The sequence below is a fragment of the Marinobacter similis genome (assembly GCF_000830985.1).
GTDB lineage: Bacteria > Pseudomonadota > Gammaproteobacteria > Pseudomonadales > Oleiphilaceae > Marinobacter > Marinobacter similis.
On sequence record NZ_CP007151.1, the window covers coordinates 568,540 to 589,143 of the forward strand.

Sequence of the window (20,604 nt, forward strand, 5' to 3'; positions counted from 1 at the left end):
CACATTGCCACGGGCAGTATGGGCAGGGTTCACCCTGATCGCCTTTGTTCCGGCGGCTCATGGGGAATCCGGTGCGAACATCGTGGTTACCGCACCGTTGCTGGAGCGTACTCTCTACGAGACGCCTGCCGCGCTCTCCGTTGTCGACCGCCCGACCATTCAACAGGGCCAGTTACGAAACAAGCTGGATGAGTCCCTGGTGCTGGTTCCCGGCGTGTACCTGCAAAATCAGGAGAACTACGCCCAGGGCGAGCGCATTGCCATTCGGGGCTTTGGCGCCCGGGCACCCTTTGGGGTTCGGGGAATCACCGTGATCGTTGACGGCATTCCCTACACCCTGCCCGACGGACAGGCCCAACTCGACGCCATTGATCTCGACAACGCCGAGCGGATCGAAGTCATTCGAGGCCCGGCCTCGGTACTCTATGGCAACGCCGCCGGCGGTGTGATCAGCGTGACTACCGCCGATGGCCGGCGGACACCCGAAGGCTCCAGCATTCGCCTCACCGGGGGCAGCCATGGCTTTGGCAAGCTTACCGCCCGCAACAGCGGCACTGACGGACCCTGGGCCCATAACGTTAGTTTCACCGCGCTCAACGTGGACGGGTATCGAGACCAGAGCGAAGTCGAGAAATACCTGTTCAATTCGAAGCTGAGCCGGGATCTGGGTGACGATCAGTCCCTGACGGTTATCCTGAACCTTCTCGACAACCCGCGCTCGCAAGACCCCGGCGCTCTCACCGCTGAACAGGTCGAAGACGACCGCACCCAGGCCGGGCGCTTTACCGAGGACTATGACACCGGGCAGACCGTCGACCAGCAAGTGCTGGGCCTGCAATACCAGGACTTGTCGGCCGGCTCCGGCGAGTGGCGAGCAAAAACCTTCTACCTACGCCGCAACTTCGAGCAGCAACTGCCCTTTCCCGGCCCCAGCCGAATCGACTACTTCCGCGATTACTTCGGCTTCAACTCCGACTATCGCCAGCCCTTTGCACTAGCCGGTTACCCTGTCCGCACGGTCACTGGTATTGAGGCACGCCGACAAAGAGACGACCGCAGCCGACGCGAAGTGAGTTTTGACGGCACCCTCCAGGGTGAAACCGCAGATGAGGTGCAAACCGCCACGGCCCTCAGCGTTTTCAGCCAAAGTGATCTGGATCTGAATTCCGACCTGACCCTTTCAGTGGGCGCCCGCTTTGACCACATTCAGATGGAAGTGGACGATCAATTCGTTGAGGACGGCGATCAGTCCGGTGACCGCTCCTTTGGTGAATGGAGTGGCTCAGCCGGCCTGAGTTATCGATTTCGCCCCGACCATCAGGCCTACGCTAACGTCAGCACCGCGTTCGAGACCCCCACCTTCTCCGAATTTGCCAACCCTTCAGGCCAGGGCGGATTCAATCCGGATGTTGAGCCACAGACGGCAGTGAATCATGAATTGGGCTTAAGGGGCGAGCTGGACGTCGGCGTTCGCTATGACCTGACCCTGTTCTGGATTGACGTGCGTGACGAGTTGACCCCCTACACCTTGCCCGGTGATAACGACCGGACCTTTTATCGCAACACCGGGGACACCACCCGCAAGGGTGTTGAGGCGGCCGCGGGCTGGAGTATCTCGCAAGCCTGGCGGATTGAAACGGCCCTGACACTGGCCCGCTACACCTTTGATGACTATCAGGTGGGCGGCAATAACTTTGCCGGGAACCGGCTGCCAGGGTTGCCGGAGCAGGTCTGGAGCAACCAGCTCCACTGGAGCGGTCTCGGCGGCACTTTCGCTGTGCTTGAAACCCGCTATGTCGGAGACCTGGTGGCGGATGATGCCAACGATGTCCAGGTCGACGATTATTGGTTGGTGAACCTGCGCGGGGGCGATACCTGGTATGTCAGCCGCAACAGCCTGCTGAAAGCCTTCGTGGGCGTCCGCAATCTGTTGGACAAGGAGCATTTCGCCAATGTGCGCATCAACGCCAGTAACGGCCGATATTTCGAGCCGGCGGCCAAGCGCACCTATTACGCGGGGTTGGAGCTCACATTCTGAGCCCATAAAAAAGCCCTGACCTTCTGCAAGGTCAGGGCTTTCTATTGGCGGAGAGGGAGGGATTACTCGGGCCTTCGGCCCTCACCCCTTCGGGGCCGTCGTCGCAACGCTCCGACGTTCCTCAGCCTGCGGGACAGGCTTCGGTCGAACCCGCGAAGGATCTTCTACCCACCCAATCGGCCAATAAAAACCCCAGCAAGCGCTGGGGTTTTGTATTGGCGGAGAGGGAGGGATTCGAACCCTCGAAACGCTATTAACGTTTACACACTTTCCAGGCGTGCGCCTTCAGCCACTCGGCCACCTCTCCAATAAACTGTTTCAAATCAGCGATATCGTCGCTCATTTGAGGGCGCAAACTCTAATGGTTTTTATGGCGTTTGGCAACTCCCTTTCTGCAGTTCGGGCTTTTTTTTCTTTTCGGGTGGGTTTTCGTTTACCTATTGTTAGGATTGGGCACTATGGAGAACAGGTCACGCGCCATTCCAATCCTGCCAATTCCGCCCAAGGAGCCAGCCAATGATGATGAAAGCCGAACAATCGACCCTGGTGTTGATCGACGTTCAGGAACGATTGATGCCTGCCATCGCCCATGGTGAGGAAGTCGTCGACCGGTGCCTCACTCTCGCCACCATCGCTGGGCTTCTGGGGGTGCCCATTGTGGCCACAGAGCAATTGCCGGATAAGCTTGGCCACAACGTGGAAGACATCCGGGAGCTGTGCGATCAGGTCATTTCCAAAGACCATTTCGACGCCTGTGGGGACGGTCTCATCGATCAGCTTCCGCAAGGACGTCAGGAGATCGTGATCTCAGGATGTGAAACCCACGTATGCATGCTGCAAACGGCACTGAGTCTGCTCAAAGCCGACTACACCGTATGGGTGGTAGCAGACGCCACCGGCTCCCGTAACGAATTTGACCGGGACGTTGCCTTGGACCGGCTTGCTCAAAGTGGCGCACGGATCGTGACCCTGGAAATGGTCGCCTTTGAGTGGATGAAGAACAGCAAGCACCCGCATTTCCGGGATCTGCAAAAATTGATCAAATAGCTACCAAGCAAGAGGCCAGCGATGCTGAACATGGATTTCTCCAAGCGTGTAGTAATCCGCACTGAAGAACAGGAGTGGGTTCCCAGCCCGGCGGGCGGCGTGCGGAGAAAACCGCTGGCCCGTGAAGAGGCGGAACGCGGTCACGCTACCAGCGTGGTCCGTTATGATGCGGGCGCCTCATTCAAACGGCACGAGCATCCGTTGGGCGAGGAAATCCTGGTTCTGGATGGTGTTTTTTCCGATGAAACCGGAGACTATCCCGCCGGTACTTATTTCCGGAACCCGCCCGGGACTGGCCACGCGCCCTTCAGCCGTGACGGCTGCACCCTGCTGGTGAAATTGCATCAGTTTGAAGAACGCGATCTGACCCCTGTGCAAATAGATACCCGTTCCCAGCCCTGGCTACCTGGTATTGGCGGGCTTGAGGTAATGCCGCTGCACAACTTCGAGCACGAGCATGTCGCGTTGGTGAAATGGCCGGCCGGCGAGCGCTTTCAACCGCACCGGCACTTCGGCGGAGAGGAAATCTTTGTGCTGTCGGGCGAGTTCTGTGATGAATACGGCCGCTATCCGGTGGGCACCTGGATTCGCAGCCCTCATCTCAGCCAACACCACCCCTTTGTTGAGCAGGAGACTGTAATCTGGGTGAAAACCGGCCACCTTCCCCTACAGGACTAAGCTGCCAAAGGCCTAAGCTGCTAAGGTTTCTGGCTGCTCTCCACAGAGCCCTCCACAGTACCCTCTACAGGACTCTCCACGGCACTCTGGTCGACCACGATAAGCTCCGAGAGGTCGAAGCCCTCTGCCCTCGCCCGATCTCGGAAGTTGGCCATCTGGGCATCACTGACAGTGGGGGTGCGCGACAAGAACCATAGATAGTCGCGGTTATAGCCGGTGATGTAAGCGTAGTCATAGCCCTGTTGGTCCAGCTCGAACACGACATAGGAACTGTAGAAAGGGCCGAAAAAGGACACCTTTAAATGCCCACTCTTGCGGTCGTCAACAAACACTGCGTGGCCTTCCGCTTCACTCCACTGCCCTTCACTGGCGTCGTAACCGCGATTGGTAACGACAATACTGCCGTCTTCCTTAAGCTCGTACTCGGCAGAGACCCGGCTCAACCCCTCCTCAAACGAGTGATCCAAGCGGGCGATCTCATACCAGGTGCCAAGGTAACGATCCACTTCCAGATTCTGGACCGGGCGAATGCCTCAGGCACTCCGGTACAGCCGGCCAGAAAGCCGACTGCCATAACAATTAATGCGCCTATCCTGCTCAAAATTTCCCACCTAACCCAGTAACTTGGAAACAGGCAACCAAACGGCTGCCTACCTTGATCAGGATACGCAGAATCAGATGGGTAGGACCAGTATGGGCCCCGAAGGGCCCATCTCACTTTCCGTCACTTCCCACTCCCCTTTCTCCTGAGAAGACTTAAGAGGCTTCAGAGCCGCGCCACTGGCCGCCGGAAAAATCGTGGTTACTGGCAGCACCAATGTTCATTGACCGCTCCGCCTCCGGCACCTCAAACACGTGATACGCTTCCGGGCCGAAGGTATCCAGCGCGGTGCCACGATACTCATAGGAATCCGGGACCGGCTCGCCAGAGAAGGCAACGCGGAAATAGTGCTCGCGGGTCTGTGCGCCGACCCTTAATGGCTGCTCGACCCAGAGATAGACGGATTTATCCGGCACCATGTACTCACACCGGACTACGCGATAGCCGTCATGGAGCGACAGGCTGGTAGGCTCTTTACCGGGTTCCAGACGAAATTTGTGGATAGTCTTCATGGCGGTGACTCCTCTGAAAATGTGGTCTACACATTTCCATCTTGCCCCCAAAGACTGATCGACAAAATAAGGTTTTATGAACCTTTTAGATCGATTTTTTCGACGCCAAATGACGCCCATCCAAAGGTTTATTGAGGGGTATTCTAAGAGGCCTGAAGGCCTGGACCGCCTTCGCAAATCGCGCGAACGCCTTCATGTGCAGGGTCTTTACTCCGGGTTATCGCAAACAGCTCATCTTTCACGTCGTTGATCGAGGCGATCTCTTCCACCTCATACTGTCGGCATACTTCCGCCCGGATCGCCGTCGGTGCAGCGAACACGCCGAGGCCCTGGCGGCCAAAGACTTTTATCAGTGCACTGTCATCAATGCGAGCCACCACGTTCATGCGTACCCCTTGCAGCGAAAACCAGTTCATCAGCTTTTCGAAATAAGGTGCATTGGTCGCGTTCGCCAACAAGGGCTCGCCGTTCAGTGAACCTGGAAAGCCCTGTTTCAGTCGCTCTGCGATATCGGATCGGGCGAAAAGGCTGATCGTGGAGCCCGCAAGCGGATGTGCAGTAAAGCTGCCGTGGTCAACCAGGCCAGGCATGCGATCGGTCAGCACCACATCAAGATCCTTACGCTTGAGGCGGAGCATAAGATCCTCAGTGCCACCGGTCTGGCAGTTGAGCTGAATAGGACGTGACAGCGCCATGGCTGGCTGCAAAAGTGAGTAGGCAATCAGCTTGTGGATGGAGGCGGAAATACCCGCTGACAACGTTAGCGGACGATCGGCCGGTGCCAACTTCAGGGTTTCAGTGAGCTCGCCGGTGAGCGCAAAGATCTCATCGGCATAGCCCAGGACGGTCTTACCCAAATCGGTCAGAATCAGCTGCCGCTGTTCACGCCGGAACAGCAGGCCATCCAGGGAGGATTCGAAAGTGGCGAGCTGCCCGCTCAGGGTTTGAGGGGCAAGCTCCAGCACCTCGCTGGCGCGGGCAATTGAGCCTTCCCTGCTGATCATCCAGAAGTAATACAGGTGTCTGAGGTTGAGCTGATCCACTGGCAACTCCGCAGTCCTTCTTCAGGAGGGGCGAGGCACCTTAAGAATATCGCCAAAGGTCACGTATTCGCTGCCGCCCAGGCGACCGATGGAGTCCAGCGCCGCGGCATCGATTTTTAACCGGCCTTTATCATCCAAATGGGTCGCCTGGTCACTCACGTAGACGCCTTTCACCAGGCCAAATACCAGAGTCTGGGGTGCTGCCCCGATTTCCTTGATGTCATAGAGTTCACAAGCGAAGGCGACGTGGCAGTCCGTGAGCCGTGGCAGGCGGGATCCTTCCATCGGCGTCAACTCCAACCCCAGATCCGCCAGCTCTGACTCACCGTGTGGCAAGGTACGGGATGTTGCCGTCATGGCACTGGCGAGCTCTCGATGGGCGATATGGACGACGAAATCCTTCCGAGCTTCGATATTCACCCGCGTGTCCTTGAAGGCGTTGTCCGTGGGCTTTCGGCCAACCGAAAACATCAACAAGGGAGGATTGCTGGTGATGGGTGTAAAGAATGAAAACGGCGCCAGGTTGTAGTCGCCATCGGGATTTTCACTCAGCACCCAGGCAACCGGACGAGGTACCACAGTCTGGGTCAGAATATGGTAAGCCTCGGTTGCATCCATGTTCTCGAAATCAATAAACATCAGGCTATTTTTTCCTGTAAATGATACCCGGGTGACACTGCACCATCTCATACAAGTCGGGCAGACCGTTCAGCGATTCAGAGGCGCCGAGGATGAGATAACCACCAGGGTTCAGGGTGGCATGGATGCGGGTAAGGATGTCTTTCTTGAGCTCTGCCGAGAAGTAGATGAGGACATTGCGACACATCACGATGTCGAATTTCCCGAGCATGTATCGCTCCAGCAGATTCAGCTCCTTGAATTCGACCATACTCTTGAGCTGCGGGCGAATCTGCCAGCCACCGTTCAGCGAAGGCGTGAAGAACTGTTTTTGCCGTTCCGGAGAGAGTCCACGGCCGATGGCAATCATTTCATACTCGCCCCGGCGTGCCACTTCAAGAACGCTTTTGGAGATGTCGGTGGCAGTAATTTTCACATCACGCAGACGGCCCGGCCGTTGGCGCCGGAACTCTTCCACAATCATGCCCACCGAATAGGGCTCCTGCCCCGTGGAGCAGGCCGCAGACCAGAGCCGAAGAGGCTGAGCCGTTTTACGCTCGGCAAACTCTGGCAGCAGCTTTTCCTGCAAGATTCGGAACGGATGATTGTCTCGGAACCAAAGAGTTTCGTTAGTGGTCATCGCATCGATGACCACTTCACGGAGGCTCGCCCTGCCCGTCCGCTTCAATCGGTCGAGCAACTCACCCAGGGAGTTGAGTTCGTTTTCTTCCAGGATTCGACGAAGGCGGCTCTTAACCAGATATTGTTTATTTTCGCCCAGCAAAATGCCGCACGCATCCTGCAGGAACGTTTTGAAGGCTTCATATTCCTGTGGCGTTATTTCCGCTTTCATTGGATCTCTGTTGTTTGTGCATCAGTGAGCAATGGCTTCACCCTTGGTCGATGATCTCCATCACTCGCTCGGCCAGTTCGTCGGGACTGAACTTGGCCATGAAGTCGTCTGCCCCAACCTTTTGCACCATAGCCCGGTTAAAGACGCCACTCAACGAGGTATGAAGCATGATGAACATATCGCTCAGCGCCGGGTCACTCTTGCACTTGGTCACCAGTGTGTAGCCATCCATTTCCGGCATCTCTACGTCCGAGATTATCAGGGCCAGGTGATCACGGGCTTTCGAGCCGTCACCGGTGATCTCTTTAAGATACTCATAGGCCTGCTTGCCGTCGTTCTTGGTGACCACCTCCATACCAATCGCGGTCAGGCAGCGCTCAATCTGACGACGGGCTACCGAGGAGTCATCAACCACCAGGACCGGCAGATTGGCAGGCTCCCGGCCAGCGCTCTTGCTCAAGACCGCTTCGGTAACATCTTCCTTGAGCGGAGAAACCTCTGAAAGAACTTTCTCTACGTCAATGATTTCAACCAGTTTATCATCAATCTTGGTAACGGCAGTGAGGTAAACATCCTTGCCTGCACCTTTCGGCGGTGGAAGGATATCTTCCCAATTCATATTCATGATCCGGTCCACGCCGGTAACCAGGAAGCCCTGGGTTTTCCGGTTGTACTCGGTAATGATCACGAAACTGTTTCCCAGTTCTTCCTGGGGAATCCCCGGCAAGCCAATGGACATGCTGAGGTCGATGATGGGAATGGTCTCACCCCGAGTGTGGGCGACACCTCGTACCACAGAACGGCTGTTCGGGATGGAGGATAGCTTCGGACATTGAAGAACCTCTTTTACCTTGAACACGTTGATACCGTACATCTGCCGTCCGCGCAGGCGGAACATCAGTAGCTCAAGGCGGTTTTTCCCTACCAGCTGGGTCCGCTGGTTTACGCTATCCAATACCCCTGCCATCTATGCTCTCCTAACTCACCGGGTCATCACCGGCATGTATTTTGCTGCTATTCAGATCATGAACGAGCTGACGGAAAATCGTCACCGTCACAACTACCTGCTCGCTTAACGGCCGACGGGGCCAAATCCTTAGGATTTTTCCAGAGTAATGGCCGGACATTGACAGCATAGGACAAAGTGACACGTATGCGCACCACCATTTTTAGCCTCGCTTTACTCATGTCCGGCGTCACGGGCGGCGTAGCTGCCCAGACCACGGCCACGGAGATTGAACAGGCTGCCACAAACTATCTAACCGCTTTTGCGAAGGCGCAGTCTGAGCAAGGCTATGAGGTCACCTTTGAGCCGGGCAGTATTGATAGCCGGCTCGCCCTGGCTAGCTGTGAGCAGCCTTTGGCAATCGAGTTTACCGGTGATCCCTGGCGCAGCACTCATCCGTCTCTTCAGGTCGCGTGTGAGGGTAAACGCCCCTGGCGTATGTTTGTGACCGCGTCGGTTTCCATCAACGGCCCAGCCTGGTGGCAGCACGACCGCTTGCCCGCGGCGAGCGCATTACCGCCGATATGGTCACCACCGAATCCGTCGTGGTAAATGCCAGCCGCAGGGGCGTGTTGGGCAACGCTGATGATGTACAAGGCATGGAAATTCGTCGGCCAATCAATGCAGGGTCCGTGATTACCCCCGATCTTCTCTCCGCTCCCGACGCAGTGGAACGGGGCGATCATGTTATTATCTTCGCCAAGAGTGGAGCTTTCTCAGTGACATCCCGAGGCAAAGCCCTGGCGAATGCCTCGGTCGGCGAACAGGTATTGGTTGAGAACCTCCGGTCTGCCCGGACGGTGCGAGCCAATGTAATCGCACCGGGGCGTGTTGAGATTCCGATGTAACCGTAACTGGCAAGTTTCTGCCGCTCGGCAATAGCCTGCCGCCCGCCATCGCCCTAGTGCAAGATAGTGCACAGACAGAGGCACGGCAGATGGAGAATTGGTAATAAAAATTCAGAAAATTTTTCTAAAGGTATGGACGGCACGGCCGTTACATAGATACACACTCGAGTAAGTCGCGCCACCGCGCGGCACTACAGGCAAGCAGGTATAGATATGTCAGTTGACTTAAATGGAATTGGCCCCGGCCAGGTCAACACCCAGAGAACCACGGCCGACAAGTCCTCCAGCAGCCAGGGCACCCAGCCGGCAAGCAGCGAACAGGCTAAAACCCAGGCCCAGTCGGCACGCGGCGAAAGCGTTAGCCTCAGCAATCAGGCAAAAAACCTGAAGCAGCTGGAACAGAAGCTGGGCGACTATCCCGAGATGGATGACGACCGAATTGCAGAAATCCGGTCAGCATTGGAAAACGGAACCTACAAGATCGATGCGGAAAAACTGGCCCAGAAAATGCTTGAGATGGATGAAAGCATTTTTGGGTGAGTAAATCATGGCTGCTATCGATGAATTGAAAGAGCTTCTGTTGCAAGATGTGCAACAACTTGCGGTGTTGACGGCCATCCTGGATAAGGAAAAAGCCTGCCTGTCTGTCTCTGATGTTCGTGCACTGCAAGCGCTGACCGCAGAAAAGAATCAGCTTCTCGCGCAGATCAGGGAGCGGGCAAAACAGAAGATCCACGCTCTCGTCGCCATGGGCTACAAGCCGGAGAGCGGTGCGCCTTCCCGATTTATTCAAAGTGCCGGCCTGACCGAACTGGTTGATCTCTGGAAACGTGCCGATGAGCAATTGCGCCAGTGCCAGGCGCTGAATCAGCACAACGGCCGTGTTATGGGCCACTTGCAAAAACGCCTATCACGACTGACCGATATTTTCCGCGGCGCCACCGGCCAGCAAAAGCTTTACGGTCAGCAAGGCCAGCAAACCTCGGTATCAAGCAGAACCATTCTGGCCAGCGCCTGAATACCCCAGACCTAAGATAACGCCCGGCTTGCCGGGCGTTATTTTTTATCGGGTATAGTTACTGGGCATAGTTACTGGGCATAGTTACCCGGCATAGCTAGCGGGTATAGATAGTCATCTGTGACGAGGGACTGAAGCGAATATCATGGATGCTGACGTTTCCAAACGAAGGCCCCCGACTGCCACTCACCCGGATGTTGTCCATCCTAATTTCCTCAATGCGCTCCGGAAACGCCAGAGTTAGGCCGCCATCCTCTCGCAACGTATATCGAGGCTCTCCTTCCCGGTAATGAACCCCTGTGATGCTCAAGTCCGAATCCAGAAAGTTCAGGACAGGCACGAACACGTTGGTCGTAAGCTTCAGCCCTTCCATGACATCCGCTTCCGATCCGTCACCCTGTTCCGTTGCGTTATCCACCATGCTGCCCACCTGAGCCATACGCTCCAGCAATGAGGGATCGCCCTGCCCCGACACAGCGGCTAACTCATCGTCCTCAAGGGGCGTGAAGCCCACCGCCTCGTACATTTCGCCAGACTCAGACGGAGTGGAGTTCGTGTTGTTGACATGGTTAGTGGCCGCAAAACCGACCAGCGGCTGGAAAGGCAGAGCTACAACGGCGACGAGCGCGGCGGCATTACGGTAGCGGGACTGATGCTTCAGTACGCGACGCAACTCTTTTTCACTGATCCAGCCAGACTGAATGAACACCTCACCCAGTCGCTCTCCTGATTTCCGCTGCAAGCGCAGACCTTCTTCAAGCTGCGCTTCGGACAGGTAGCCTCGACCGACGAGCAATCGTCCTAATCGCGACTTTTCTTCAAATCCCTGACGGATTCTCACTGAATTCTCCTTATTATTCGTGAAAACCGTACAACCCGGCCCGGCATAGGGTAATAAAAACTGCAGCAACCACAGAGCGTGGTTTAGTCTCGCGATTCCGTATCTCATGAGTCGCCGAAACAGCCCACGCTTCTGCTAAAATCCTGCGGTAACTGAAGATTCAATGGATTATTGCAGGAAATCACTCTGCAGCTCACCAGGAGATAAGTAATCAAATGCTAAATTCCGTAAAACCGGTTCGTAGTGTGATCCCTGCCCTGATTCTGGCGATGTCGACCTTGCTTCCGCTTGGCGGAGCCCATGCCGAAACCGCTGCCGAGGCAGCTTCAGACACCTTGCCCAGCGTGAGAGTTGTCACCAGCAAGGGCCCGTTTGTCCTTCAGTTGCGCCCGGATGTTGCGCCAAAGACTGTTGAGAATTTTCTTGAATACGCTCGCGGCGGCTTCTACAACAACACCGTGTTCCACCGTGTCATACCTGGTTTCATGATTCAGGGCGGCGGCTTTACCAAAGACCTGACCCAGAAGCCCACCCAGGATCCTATCGTGAATGAAGCCAAGCAGACCCTGAAGAACCTTCGTGGCAGCATTGCCATGGCACGCACCAGCGCTCCGGACAGCGCCACCTCTCAGTTCTTTATCAATGTGGTGAACAACGGTTTTCTGGATGCCGGCGTTAGGGGCGCGGGCTATGCCGTTTTCGGCAAAGTGACTGAAGGGATGGGCGTGGTTGACGCGATTGCGGGCGTGGATACAAAAAATGCCCGTGGAATGGCTAACGTACCAGTAGAGCCAGTGATCATTGAGTCCGTCTCGGTGCTCGAGCCCGCTAACTGATCCCATGCCCGACGAGTTGCTCTCACCCAGTATCGAGACCGCTGAACTGACCTGGCAGGACGGTGTCCCGGAATCCACCCGGTTCGGGGACGTCTATTTCAATCGTGAGGACGGACTGGCCGAGAGCCGATATGTGTTTCTTCGCCCCAACCGGCTTTCTGAACGGTTTACGTCGGTTCCAGCGGGTGGCAGCTTTGTGGTCGCCGAATCCGGGTTCGGAACCGGGCTTAATTTCCTCACCACCTGGCAGGCGTGGCGGGAGCATGCGACCAATCAGTCCGCCACGCTCCATTTTGTGTCAGTAGAGCGCTTTCCCCTGCAACGGGACGACCTGGTTCGGGCCCTTGCCTTATGGCCGGAATTGGCGCCACTGGCAGCCGAGTTGGCTGACAAGTATCCACCGATGACCCGCGGCGCGCATCGCATTCTGCTGGATGGCGGACGAGTTCGGCTAACGCTTTACCTGGGCGATGTCTGTGAAGCCTGGCAGGCTCTCCAGTTCAAGGCCGACGCCTGGTTCCTGGACGGTTTTTCCCCGGCCTGTAATCCGGACATGTGGCAGGATCAGGCTCTTGCGATGATCAGAGGTCACAGCAAACCGGGCGCGACACTCGCCACGTTTACCTCGGTGAGCCGAGTTCGGCGGGCACTGGAAAGTGCCGGCTTCACCATGAACATCTCGCCGGGCTTCGGGCGCAAACGAGACATGCTTGCTGGCAGCCTACCGGCTGAGACTCCGTCAGACCCAGATCAGCCAGCGAATTCAGTTGCGATCATCGGCGCTGGCATCGCCGGCTGCCTGCTCGCCCGCAACCTTGCCGAGCGCGGCCTTCCGGTAACGCTGATCGACTCGGCCAAAGGACCTGGCGCGGGCGCTCCGGGAACCTTCAGGGTGCGACCTATGTGAAACTGGGAGTCGAATTCAACGATCAAACGGAGCTGGCACTGACCGCGCTGTGCTTTACTCAGCGCTTTTACAACCGCTTCCGCGATCAGTATTGGCATCCTACCGGATTGCTACAGCTGGCCTGGAGCGAACAGGAACAGGACCGTCAGCGACGTTTCCTGAACAGGAACACTTACCCGGCGGACATCTTCTATCCAGTAGACCAGCAGCAGGCTGAGCAACTGACCGGCGTTCCGACCCAAACCGGCGGCCTCTGGTTTCCAGGCAGTGGCTGGCTGGAGCCGGCAAAGCTGTGTGCGGAGCTTGCGGCACACCCCCTGATCCGCCAGCAGTTCCAGACTGACGTTCAGCAACTGCAACGACTTACCAACGCCTGGGCCATAAAGCCCGCGACCGGGCCAGAGATCCTGGCAGATCGCGTGGTGATTTGCGCCGGCCATCATACCCCATCACTGTTGCCGGTTTCGGGCCGGTTCCGTCTCAAGAAGATTCGTGGTCAGGTCACTCACCTGGAATCACACTCCCTGACGAGCCCTCGATCCGTGATTTGCGGCCCTCGCTACCTGAATCCCGCCCATGACGGTGTGGCTGTGGTTGGCGCCACTTTTGACCTGCGCGATGACAATCCCGATCCCACCGTGGCCAGCCACGAACAGAACCTGCAAGAGCTGACCGACCTGTTGCCGGGCATTCTAGAGAACAAAGAGGGGCTCGAAGAATCCGTTGAAGGACGAGTCAGCTTCCGCTGCGCAACCCACGACTATCAGCCTGTGGCCGATGAACTGTGCGACTCTGAGGGCCATGTAAGCCCGAACCTGTTCATGTTTACTGGGCTGGGCAGCAAGGGACTTACCTATGCCCCCCTACTTGCGGAATACCTGGCGGATCGACTGTCAAACCAACCACAATGCTTGCCATCACACCTGATGCGCCGGGTGGCGAGCCGGCGCCTGCACCAAGTGGAAAAACCGGAATCAAATTCAGGGTAAACTACAGTAATGGGCCTCACGGCCGATAAGTGACTATTGCCAGTATAGAACTTGGGGATTCCGATTCATGTCCATCTTCGTCAGTGAGCCAGGCCGTCCAATCGGGACCCGCCTTCCGGAAGCTTTCCGGGCACGGCGGGTGAACGATGTTACGGAGCTGACCGAAGGCCATGCCATTAACCCCAGCCACAGCGAAGCAACGGACGCGGAGTTTCAGCAGGCCGCCAACTCGGGACGGCATCGGGCGCTGGAGGAATATGGCGCCACGGCGGCGGCAGAGCCCAGAGCGGAACGGGCCTACCTGCCGGTGTCGATGATCTGCTCCCCCTCCCTGTACTCGGTGCCGGCCAAATCTACCATCTCGAATGCCATGGCTCTCATGGAAGAACACGGCGTGCACCACCTCGTCATCACAGCCGAAGACAACATTGCAGGCCTGGTTGACCTCCGCTGGCTCCTCGATTGGTTACACCGCAATCGCGCCAACGCCTTCGACCAGAACCTGGTCCATGTGGAACTGCCTGCGTTTCTCACTGCGTCGCCGGAAACGGACGCCCATCAACTGGCCAGACTGATGCTCGCACACCAGTTGAATGCTGCCCTGGTGGTAGACCAAAACGGTAAAGCCTCAGGCATCGTGACGAGCACCGATTACCTGAGACTTTATGCCAGCGCCAGCAGGCATGAGGGCGCTGTTTAGTCCAGCGCTGAAAGCAGCTGGCCCTCCGGACTGAACACCAGCACTAACCAATCACTGCCAATCCGAGTCAGAGCCGCGATTTCATCATCGCGATAATTGGCGAGGGCGACAATCTCTGAGTCACCTTTAGGCAACTGGTAACGCCATTCGTTGTCGTGGGGCTTTTCCTCGCTATCAGATTCTGAATCTTCCTCAACCAGAGATACCCTGGCCAAAACACCCTGATCTCCATCGACCACTGCGGTGTCCCCATCGAACCCTCCGTCCGTAGACCCACCGACCACCATATCGTCGTCAAACGCCAACAGCAGCGTAAGACGATCGTCCGACTGATCATCCCCATCGTTGAGGGTGAACGCCCGTCTGATCAGGCCGGTGGTGGTGTAAGCTAAAAGGAAGCCGGCCTGACTGTTTAGGGGCCCACGCTCCAGGCTGCGATTGCCGCCCTCGTCTTTCAGCAGCCGATAGCTGCCGGCCGTGGTGCCGAGCAGCCACATTTGATTACCTTCGTAGATGGCATCCGTGAGCGGATCATCGGCCTCCGAGCCAACCTGGAACACGGCTAGCCCGCGCTCGCCTGAGGTTGTGCTGTAATAGAAAGCATCCACCCCGCCCAATACCGGTTCGCCATTCACCGAACCGGCCACGGACCCGAAGAGCAGCGGCGCCACTGAGCGCGAGGCGGCGCCGACCACAGACTCGTTGGCCGACGAGCCGACCTGGCGAGTCCACGCAACCTTGGGAACTTCGTTGGCTCCATCCTGCTGCGTATCGATGCGTTGCAGGAAGCTGTCCGTACCGCCGGCGTTAGTTTGATTGGGCCAGGTGCCCACTGTTTCCCCAGCGATCAGTACGTAGCCACTATCGGAATTCATTTGCACTGACCGTACCTGGTCGTCGGCACTGGTGCCGGTTCGAATGGTCCAGTTCGCAACATACTCACCACCGTTGGACTCCTCATCAAACCAATACCTGGACGTCACGATATCCACTCCACCCTGGGCGGCGGTGCCCGAAACGGCCGAATCAGTGCTGTAGGAGACGACAAATTCGAAACGGTCGACCTTCCCTTTATCCTTGGCTACCTCTCGCTTGACGGTGGCAATCAACGGCTTTGGCTGTGACAGAGTGTCACTGGGGCTGGAAATCAGAATATCCTGCAGTTCACTGCCTTTCTGATCGTAAACCCTGACCCTCACTCGATCGCTGCTGAGGCTGTCATATCCGGCGACGAAGATCCGCCCTTGGTGAGAAACATCGAGGTCGGTCGCGACAAAGCCGTCGGATTGATGCAATGCTAGGGCTTTAACCTGCTCGTTGAAGCTCACTCTCAGGATACCTCCGTCAACCGCACGAGCGTAGTTTTCCCGGCCTGCCTGATACTTCTGATCAAGGCCGAGCAGGAGGAACCGGTCGTCCAGTTCCGAATTGGAATAGCTGCCCTCCGGAACCCGGATGCGGAACCTGACTTCGTTGACGCCAACAGGAAACTCCAGCTCATCGGAAGGCACCCACCGGCCATTACTCCAGCGCTCGGTGACTACACCAGCCCCCAGCTCTGCGTCGGACTCCTTGGTTTCCTGAAGTCTGGCCAGAATCACCTCGTCCCGGTCCCCCGTCAGCACAGCCAGGTACTCCCGTGCATCGCCAACGTTCAGGGCATCTCGCGCGTCCCCATCTTCGGTCTGAATGCTGACCAGAGGCTCATTGTCATCAATTTTCAGAGAGGTATCGGCTTCTTTGTTATTGGGGCCCAGGCCCGCCAGCCTGAGCGCACTTCGGTGAGCTTGAGCTTGGCAGTTTCCTGCTTCTCCGGGAAAGAATCGTCAATGACTTCCAGGCGGATATAGCACTCGGTAATGCCTGGCTCCAGCGTTACTACGCCACGGCTGTAGGTGCCGGACTCGTCCTGCTGATATACCAGGTAGTCCAGCTCTTCCAGACGGGTTTGACTGTTGCTACCCAACGCGACTATGTCATGACCGACGGTGGCATCGGCCTCGTTGGCCTTGCTGTGATCACAACGCTGATGGGGCGGAAGGTAATCGGTATCAGGATCCTTGTCGCAGCTGGCCGGGTTGTACTCGGACGTGAGCTCAAAGGCCACCGCCACCCGAGTGACGGACGGTTGATCGAGTAGAACTCGCACCAGAACCGGCTGAGTTTCGGCGGTGATGGTCTTGGTGCCTGAAACCGAACCATCCTCAGCGTACTGGTTTACGGTAAAACTGTGTTCGCCTGGAGTGTCCAGTTTTGGGACGTCACAAAACCCGTCGTTCTCTTCCGGCTCATCGTCAGTTTCTGTTCCAGTATCCGCACCACTATCGGAACTCTGCCCCTCCGTGAAAGTGTCGTTTTCAAGCGATAGAGCGTTGTATCTAACCTCGATATCAAACGGTTGCACACCCGACATGCTCCCGTCGGTGCTCACGAGGTTGATACCCAGCTGACGCCCCAGATCCGCTTCGCCCCGACTGCCCCCACTAAGCCCAGGGACGCCTCGCATGATGATGCCCTGACGAGCTTTATTGCTTGTTTCTTCGAGGGCAAGCCAGGATGGCGCGTTGGTAAGGGTGTAATCGAGGATGTCCTCGCCGCCATAGGCGCCGAAGTTGTAGTAGTACTCTACGCCGAGATAGGCTTCTGCCGGCGGCACTCCAATAATGGTGGGGTCGTCGGGGTCTTTTTCGGTCTTGCAGGCAATCAGGGCCGAAGCAAAAACGAGCGTCACGAGGAGGCGGCTGGCGGAACCAGTGCGGGAGACTATATCGGCGCGCATGGAAAAATCCGTTTTAACGTTGTTGTTATCGGGTGCCCTGGCTCTCGATTGAAAGCCACTTACACTCCGTTACAGAACAACGCCATGGTAGCCAATTTGAAGTACAGGGGAGCTGCGCGAGTTCTCAGATTTTTCCGCCAGCCAGCGTCCAAAAACCAGAAATTCGAGGGGTTTTAAAGGAACAAAATTAACTTACGCTTTTGCTGAGTAGTCATTCACAATACCTATCATACCTGACGCTACTGCCTGACTATCCGTTAGCCTTCGATAACTCACCTCGTTATCGAGTACCATCCGCCGGATATTTGAAGGCTTGGCCAAACGCTCATCCATGATCTCTTGTGACACCGGTCTACTGAACAAATATCCCTGCACTTCATCGCAATGGAGATCCTGCAAGAAGCGCAGCTGCTCTTCCGTTTCCACGCCTTCTGCCACCACCCGAATATCTAGACTATGACTCATGGCAATAATTGCGCTAACGATCGCCGCATCACTTGAATCCTGAAGAAAGTCCGCAATAAACGAGCGATCTATTTTTATCACGCTGATTGGAAACCGTTTGAGGTAACTTAGTGATGAGTATCCAATTCCGAAATCATCCAATGAAATCCTCATACCGGCGGAGCTGAGTTTTTCCAGAACGGACTCCGCAGCATCCATGCTCTGCATAACCGCTGTTTCCGTAATTTCTATTTCAAGCGCTCGGGCCGGTATGCCAAATTCATCCACGATCGCGATAATCTGCTCGGCAAGATCCGAAACTCTGAACTCATATGGAGATATATTCACTGCGACAGGAAGGGTGCCGTAGCCCGCTTTCTGCCAAAAGCTGATTTGCCGGCATACAGAGCGGATTACCCAGCGATCCAGCATCTCAATCAACCCAGCCTGCTCGGCGAGAGGAACGAACTCGCTCGGCTGCACCAGTCCTAATAAAGGATGCTGCCACCGCACTAGCGCTTCCATGCTCTTGATCTCGCCAGTTCTCAAGTCGATCTTAGGCTGGTAGTAGACGGTTAACTCGTCATGCTCTAACGCACGATGTAACTCAGCTTCTAACTGGATCTGTTTCTTGGCACGCTGATTGATCTCTTCCGCATAGAATCGAAAGTTGTTATCCCCGTGGGTTCTTCTACCTTCCCGCATCGCGCCACTTGCGTTTCTGAGCAATAATTCAGCACCTTCACCATCCTGAGGGAACAGGCTAATACCAACATTTATGTTCAAATAGATTTCATTACTTTCAACGGTAATCGACTTTTTAAATTCCAGGAAAATACGCTTCAATATACTTGTAACTATTTCAGGCCGTTCCAGATCGGTCAGCACCAGCGCAATTTCATTACCACCCAGACGGGATACTGTGAAAAATAGTCCCTCCTGCGAACAAATAGCGACAGTGTCAGTAGACCTTAGGGTCTGTTTTAAGCGCGTAAGAATCTTGTTGGCTAATTTCTCTGTTATCGCAAAACCCAATGTGTCCTTTACACGCTGTAAGGTATCAACATTCATTAGCAGTACAGCAATTTGGGTTTCATCCCGCCGTGCCCTTTTCATACCTTGCTCAATACGATCCAGAAGTAAGGCGCTACTCGAATGATCACCGGCGCCAGTGCCATTTAAGGATGCTTCTCCCAAGCTCTCGTTTGCCGAAAACTCCGATAAAGCCTCCTTACCAAGAGCCGGAAGCGCGGTAGGCACGGTACTCTGCCCTCCTGATGGTTCATCATGGTTTAGCGTGCCCTTGTGCGGCGCCGGCGTCGCCAAGCTGGCGCTCTCTTCGTTCTCGGCCCCGTTCCAACAAATCACACGGTTTCGCCCGCTTTCCTTTGCTACATACAGCGCTTTATCGGCTTTTGACAGTAGGTCAGGAGCACTTGAAGCGCCCTTCGACAACGCGGAAACCCCAAAACTTGAGGTGATATGCAACTCACAATGGATCTCAGAGGTATCCCATCCTTCAACGGTTGAACGCATTCGCTCTGCAATTTGAGCAGCCGCATTGATATCCGTATCTGGAAGAACGACCACAAATTCCTCACCTCCCAGCCTTCCGACCAGATCACCGGAACGCGAACATTCTGTCAGGATGTGAGTTAGCAATTTTATCGTCTCATCACCAATCGGATGTCCGTATCGGTCATTGACCAACTTGAAGTGATCAATATCAACCATGATACAACTGAACTCACTGCCCTCCCGACGGGCCTCATCGAACAAGGCGTCCATATGATGAGTTAAAGAGCGCCGATTCAATGCGCCGGTCAATGGGTCACGAGCAGCTAGCCACTGGAGTTCCTGATTCTGCCGTGATATTTCGCCCTGACTATGCTCCAACTCCATTAATGCACGATTCAGAGCCTCATTCTTCGCTTCTATTTCCGTAATATCATCAAAGGTAATTAATACCCCTCGAATTTTCCCTTCGGTTGCCGTAATCGGCGAGGCATAGACCGTGAGGATAAAAACTTCATCAAGGTCATTTTTGAGTTTCATCGTCACACTGCCGGCTAACACCTCACCAGCCAGTACATTCACCCAAGGCCGCTCGAAGTTATCACCGCCCTCACCATGACTCTGCCAGCTGAAACTCGAAATAGCTTTGCCCAGCAAAGCATCGGGTTTCATTCGGATTTTTTCTGAAAATGCCGAATTCGCAAAAACAATAAAGCCTTTTTGATCCACGATCAGAAGCCCCTCAGACAGTGTGTCCAGAGCCTTGCTTACCCGATCGGGTATGACCGCATCAGGGTTCAGTTCGCGCAATGCCCGCTTTAAAAACAGCAGGTAAACCAGAAACCCACCCAATGAAACAAATAAAATAATACCAAGGTACGAGTTTTTCAGAGGAAGCAGGCCGCTGCCGCCATCCAAATCAAAAAAAACAATTTCAACATTGCCCCAGCGAACTTCCCCCTTAAACAGAGGCACCAGAACCTGTGTGGCCGTAGATTTATCACCTGTTTTCAGGCTCCAGTGTTGCTCATGACCACCAAACTCGGCGAGCAACTCGTTATTGTTCTTACGAACAGCGATTGAATTGACGATTTCATTCCGATCAACCACCGATTGCAGTATCTGCTCAATAGTTTTTACTCGCCCATTGGAAATTTCGTTCGATATCTGAATGGCTAACGATTCAGCGACCATTTTCCTGGATTCAATCTGGGCATGGCGTGTATCAGGAATCAGACCAAGCACATCTGCGACAAGGAGTAACGAAACGGTAAGCAGTGTCAGGCTGAAGCTGATTCGGATCAAAGGTGATTTAAGGAATCGTCTCATAA

The 20,604-nt window shown here is 55.5% G+C and carries 21 protein-coding genes and 1 tRNA gene; 11 read left to right on the forward strand and 11 right to left on the reverse strand.

Annotated elements, in window-relative coordinates; genetic code table 11:
• Positions 1 to 4 precede the first annotated feature (4 nt).
• A complete protein-coding gene (locus AU14_RS02570) occupies positions 5 to 2,038 on the forward strand; it encodes a TonB-dependent receptor family protein (RefSeq protein WP_201773503.1) in 2,034 nt (677 codons plus the stop codon).
• Between the two features lie 216 nt (positions 2,039 to 2,254).
• Here the strand turns inward: AU14_RS02570 and AU14_RS02575 are convergent.
• Positions 2,255 to 2,345: transfer RNA gene (locus tag AU14_RS02575), tRNA-Ser, on the reverse strand.
• Positions 2,346 to 2,554: 209 nt separating this feature from the next.
• Between AU14_RS02575 and AU14_RS02580 the strand changes: the two genes are divergently transcribed.
• Both AU14_RS02580 and AU14_RS02585 read left to right on the forward strand, forming a co-directional pair.
• A complete protein-coding gene (locus AU14_RS02580; RefSeq protein WP_041338660.1) occupies positions 2,555 to 3,085 on the forward strand; it encodes an isochorismatase family protein in 531 nt (176 codons plus the stop codon).
• 21 nt (positions 3,086 to 3,106) lie between these two features.
• Positions 3,107 to 3,763 (forward strand): cupin domain-containing protein, encoded by a 657-nt coding sequence (locus AU14_RS02585; protein ID WP_041338663.1) that lies wholly within the window; start codon positions 3,107 to 3,109, stop codon positions 3,761 to 3,763.
• A gap of 20 nt (positions 3,764 to 3,783) precedes the next feature.
• On the opposite strand, the gene AU14_RS02590 is transcribed toward AU14_RS02585, so the two are convergent.
• The 6 genes from AU14_RS02590 to AU14_RS02615 all read right to left on the reverse strand — a co-directional run bounded on the left by AU14_RS02590 (position 3,784) and on the right by AU14_RS02615 (position 8,357).
• The gene (locus AU14_RS02590) at positions 3,784 to 4,269 is read right to left on the reverse strand and encodes a lipocalin family protein (RefSeq protein ID WP_236744330.1); all 486 of its coding nucleotides are present in this window, start codon (positions 4,267 to 4,269) and stop codon (positions 3,784 to 3,786) included.
• 250 nt (positions 4,270 to 4,519) lie between these two features.
• Positions 4,520 to 4,876 (reverse strand): DUF7352 domain-containing protein, encoded by a 357-nt coding sequence (locus tag AU14_RS02595; protein ID WP_041338665.1) that lies wholly within the window; start codon positions 4,874 to 4,876, stop codon positions 4,520 to 4,522.
• 143 nt (positions 4,877 to 5,019) lie between these two features.
• Entirely contained in the window at positions 5,020 to 5,919 is a 900-nt protein-coding gene (locus tag AU14_RS02600) for a LysR family transcriptional regulator (protein WP_041338667.1), read from the reverse strand.
• Positions 5,920 to 5,940: 21 nt separating this feature from the next.
• The gene (locus tag AU14_RS02605; RefSeq protein ID WP_041338670.1) at positions 5,941 to 6,558 is read right to left on the reverse strand and encodes a flavin reductase family protein; all 618 of its coding nucleotides are present in this window, start codon (positions 6,556 to 6,558) and stop codon (positions 5,941 to 5,943) included.
• Between the two features lie 4 nt (positions 6,559 to 6,562).
• Complete coding sequence (locus tag AU14_RS02610; RefSeq protein WP_041338673.1) at positions 6,563 to 7,390, reverse strand: CheR family methyltransferase; 828 nt, start codon at positions 7,388 to 7,390, stop codon at positions 6,563 to 6,565.
• A 37-nt stretch (positions 7,391 to 7,427) separates the two neighbouring features.
• Positions 7,428 to 8,357 carry a chemotaxis protein CheV gene (locus AU14_RS02615; RefSeq protein ID WP_041338676.1) on the reverse strand — a complete coding sequence of 310 codons (930 nt, stop codon included), beginning with the start codon at positions 8,355 to 8,357 and terminating at the stop codon, positions 7,428 to 7,430.
• A 219-nt stretch (positions 8,358 to 8,576) separates the two neighbouring features.
• Here AU14_RS02615 and AU14_RS23130 point away from each other — a divergent pair, with 219 nt between their 5' ends.
• From AU14_RS23130 to AU14_RS02630, 4 genes are all read left to right on the forward strand, one after another.
• Positions 8,577 to 8,948, forward strand: coding sequence for a hypothetical protein (locus tag AU14_RS23130; RefSeq protein ID WP_330217978.1), 372 nt, complete (start codon positions 8,577 to 8,579; stop codon positions 8,946 to 8,948).
• Positions 8,876 to 9,244, forward strand: a complete 369-nt coding sequence (flgA, locus tag AU14_RS23135; protein ID WP_330217948.1) for a flagellar basal body P-ring formation chaperone FlgA — start codon at positions 8,876 to 8,878, stop codon at positions 9,242 to 9,244. Before AU14_RS23130 ends, flgA begins: the two co-directional genes overlap by 73 nt.
• 213 nt (positions 9,245 to 9,457) lie before the next feature.
• Entirely contained in the window at positions 9,458 to 9,784 is a 327-nt protein-coding gene (flgM, locus tag AU14_RS02625) for a flagellar biosynthesis anti-sigma factor FlgM (protein ID WP_041338680.1), read from the forward strand.
• 7 nt (positions 9,785 to 9,791) lie between these two features.
• Positions 9,792 to 10,262, forward strand: coding sequence for a flagella synthesis protein FlgN (locus AU14_RS02630; protein ID WP_041338683.1), 471 nt, complete (start codon positions 9,792 to 9,794; stop codon positions 10,260 to 10,262).
• Positions 10,263 to 10,359: 97 nt separating this feature from the next.
• On the opposite strand, the gene AU14_RS02635 is transcribed toward AU14_RS02630, so the two are convergent.
• Complete coding sequence (locus tag AU14_RS02635) at positions 10,360 to 11,103, reverse strand: hypothetical protein (protein WP_041338686.1); 744 nt, start codon at positions 11,101 to 11,103, stop codon at positions 10,360 to 10,362.
• A gap of 215 nt (positions 11,104 to 11,318) precedes the next feature.
• Between AU14_RS02635 and AU14_RS02640 the strand changes: the two genes are divergently transcribed.
• The 4 genes from AU14_RS02640 to AU14_RS02650 all read left to right on the forward strand — a co-directional run bounded on the left by AU14_RS02640 (position 11,319) and on the right by AU14_RS02650 (position 14,535).
• On the forward strand, positions 11,319 to 11,939 hold the full coding sequence (locus AU14_RS02640) for a peptidylprolyl isomerase (protein WP_041338691.1): 621 nt from the start codon (positions 11,319 to 11,321) through the stop codon (positions 11,937 to 11,939).
• 4 nt (positions 11,940 to 11,943) lie between these two features.
• A complete protein-coding gene (mnmD, locus tag AU14_RS22565) occupies positions 11,944 to 12,846 on the forward strand; it encodes a tRNA (5-methylaminomethyl-2-thiouridine)(34)-methyltransferase MnmD (RefSeq protein ID WP_269079091.1) in 903 nt (300 codons plus the stop codon).
• Positions 12,843 to 13,835, forward strand: coding sequence for an FAD-dependent 5-carboxymethylaminomethyl-2-thiouridine(34) oxidoreductase MnmC (mnmC, locus tag AU14_RS22570; protein WP_269079092.1), 993 nt, complete (start codon positions 12,843 to 12,845; stop codon positions 13,833 to 13,835). The genes mnmD and mnmC overlap by 4 nt, the downstream gene beginning before the upstream one ends.
• A gap of 67 nt (positions 13,836 to 13,902) precedes the next feature.
• On the forward strand, positions 13,903 to 14,535 hold the full coding sequence (locus AU14_RS02650; RefSeq protein WP_041338694.1) for a CBS domain-containing protein: 633 nt from the start codon (positions 13,903 to 13,905) through the stop codon (positions 14,533 to 14,535).
• Here AU14_RS02650 and AU14_RS20400 read toward each other — a convergent pair.
• From AU14_RS20400 to AU14_RS18560, 3 genes are all read right to left on the reverse strand, one after another.
• Positions 14,532 to 16,160 carry a hypothetical protein gene (locus AU14_RS20400; protein ID WP_236744331.1) on the reverse strand — a complete coding sequence of 543 codons (1,629 nt, stop codon included), beginning with the start codon at positions 16,158 to 16,160 and terminating at the stop codon, positions 14,532 to 14,534. The genes AU14_RS02650 and AU14_RS20400 overlap by 4 nt on opposite strands.
• A 95-nt stretch (positions 16,161 to 16,255) precedes the next feature.
• A complete protein-coding gene (locus AU14_RS20405) occupies positions 16,256 to 17,314 on the reverse strand; it encodes a hypothetical protein (protein WP_236744332.1) in 1,059 nt (352 codons plus the stop codon).
• 192 nt (positions 17,315 to 17,506) lie between these two features.
• Positions 17,507 to 20,602, reverse strand: coding sequence for an EAL domain-containing protein (locus AU14_RS18560; protein WP_052471941.1), 3,096 nt, complete (start codon positions 20,600 to 20,602; stop codon positions 17,507 to 17,509).
• Positions 20,603 to 20,604: the final 2 nt, after the last annotated feature.

Coding starts and splice junctions, on each gene's coding strand:
- AU14_RS02580 (WP_041338660.1), top strand. CDS start 2,555: ATGATGATGAAAGCCGAACAATCGACCCTGGTGTTGATCGACGTTCAG.
- AU14_RS02585 (WP_041338663.1), top strand. CDS start 3,107: ATGCTGAACATGGATTTCTCCAAGCGTGTAGTAATCCGCACTGAAGAA.
- AU14_RS02595 (WP_041338665.1), bottom strand. CDS start 4,876: ATGAAGACTATCCACAAATTTCGTCTGGAACCCGGTAAAGAGCCTACC.
- AU14_RS02605 (WP_041338670.1), bottom strand. CDS start 6,558: ATGTTTATTGATTTCGAGAACATGGATGCAACCGAGGCTTACCATATT.
- AU14_RS02610 (WP_041338673.1), bottom strand. CDS start 7,390: ATGAAAGCGGAAATAACGCCACAGGAATATGAAGCCTTCAAAACGTTC.
- AU14_RS02615 (WP_041338676.1), bottom strand. CDS start 8,357: ATGGCAGGGGTATTGGATAGCGTAAACCAGCGGACCCAGCTGGTAGGG.
- AU14_RS23130 (WP_330217978.1), top strand. CDS start 8,577: ATGTCCGGCGTCACGGGCGGCGTAGCTGCCCAGACCACGGCCACGGAG.
- flgM (WP_041338680.1), top strand. CDS start 9,458: ATGTCAGTTGACTTAAATGGAATTGGCCCCGGCCAGGTCAACACCCAG.
- AU14_RS02630 (WP_041338683.1), top strand. CDS start 9,792: ATGGCTGCTATCGATGAATTGAAAGAGCTTCTGTTGCAAGATGTGCAA.
- AU14_RS02640 (WP_041338691.1), top strand. CDS start 11,319: ATGCTAAATTCCGTAAAACCGGTTCGTAGTGTGATCCCTGCCCTGATT.
- mnmD (WP_269079091.1), top strand. CDS start 11,944: ATGCCCGACGAGTTGCTCTCACCCAGTATCGAGACCGCTGAACTGACC.
- AU14_RS02650 (WP_041338694.1), top strand. CDS start 13,903: ATGTCCATCTTCGTCAGTGAGCCAGGCCGTCCAATCGGGACCCGCCTT.
- AU14_RS20405 (WP_236744332.1), bottom strand. CDS start 17,314: ATGCGCGCCGATATAGTCTCCCGCACTGGTTCCGCCAGCCGCCTCCTC.
- AU14_RS18560 (WP_052471941.1), bottom strand. CDS start 20,602: ATGAGACGATTCCTTAAATCACCTTTGATCCGAATCAGCTTCAGCCTG.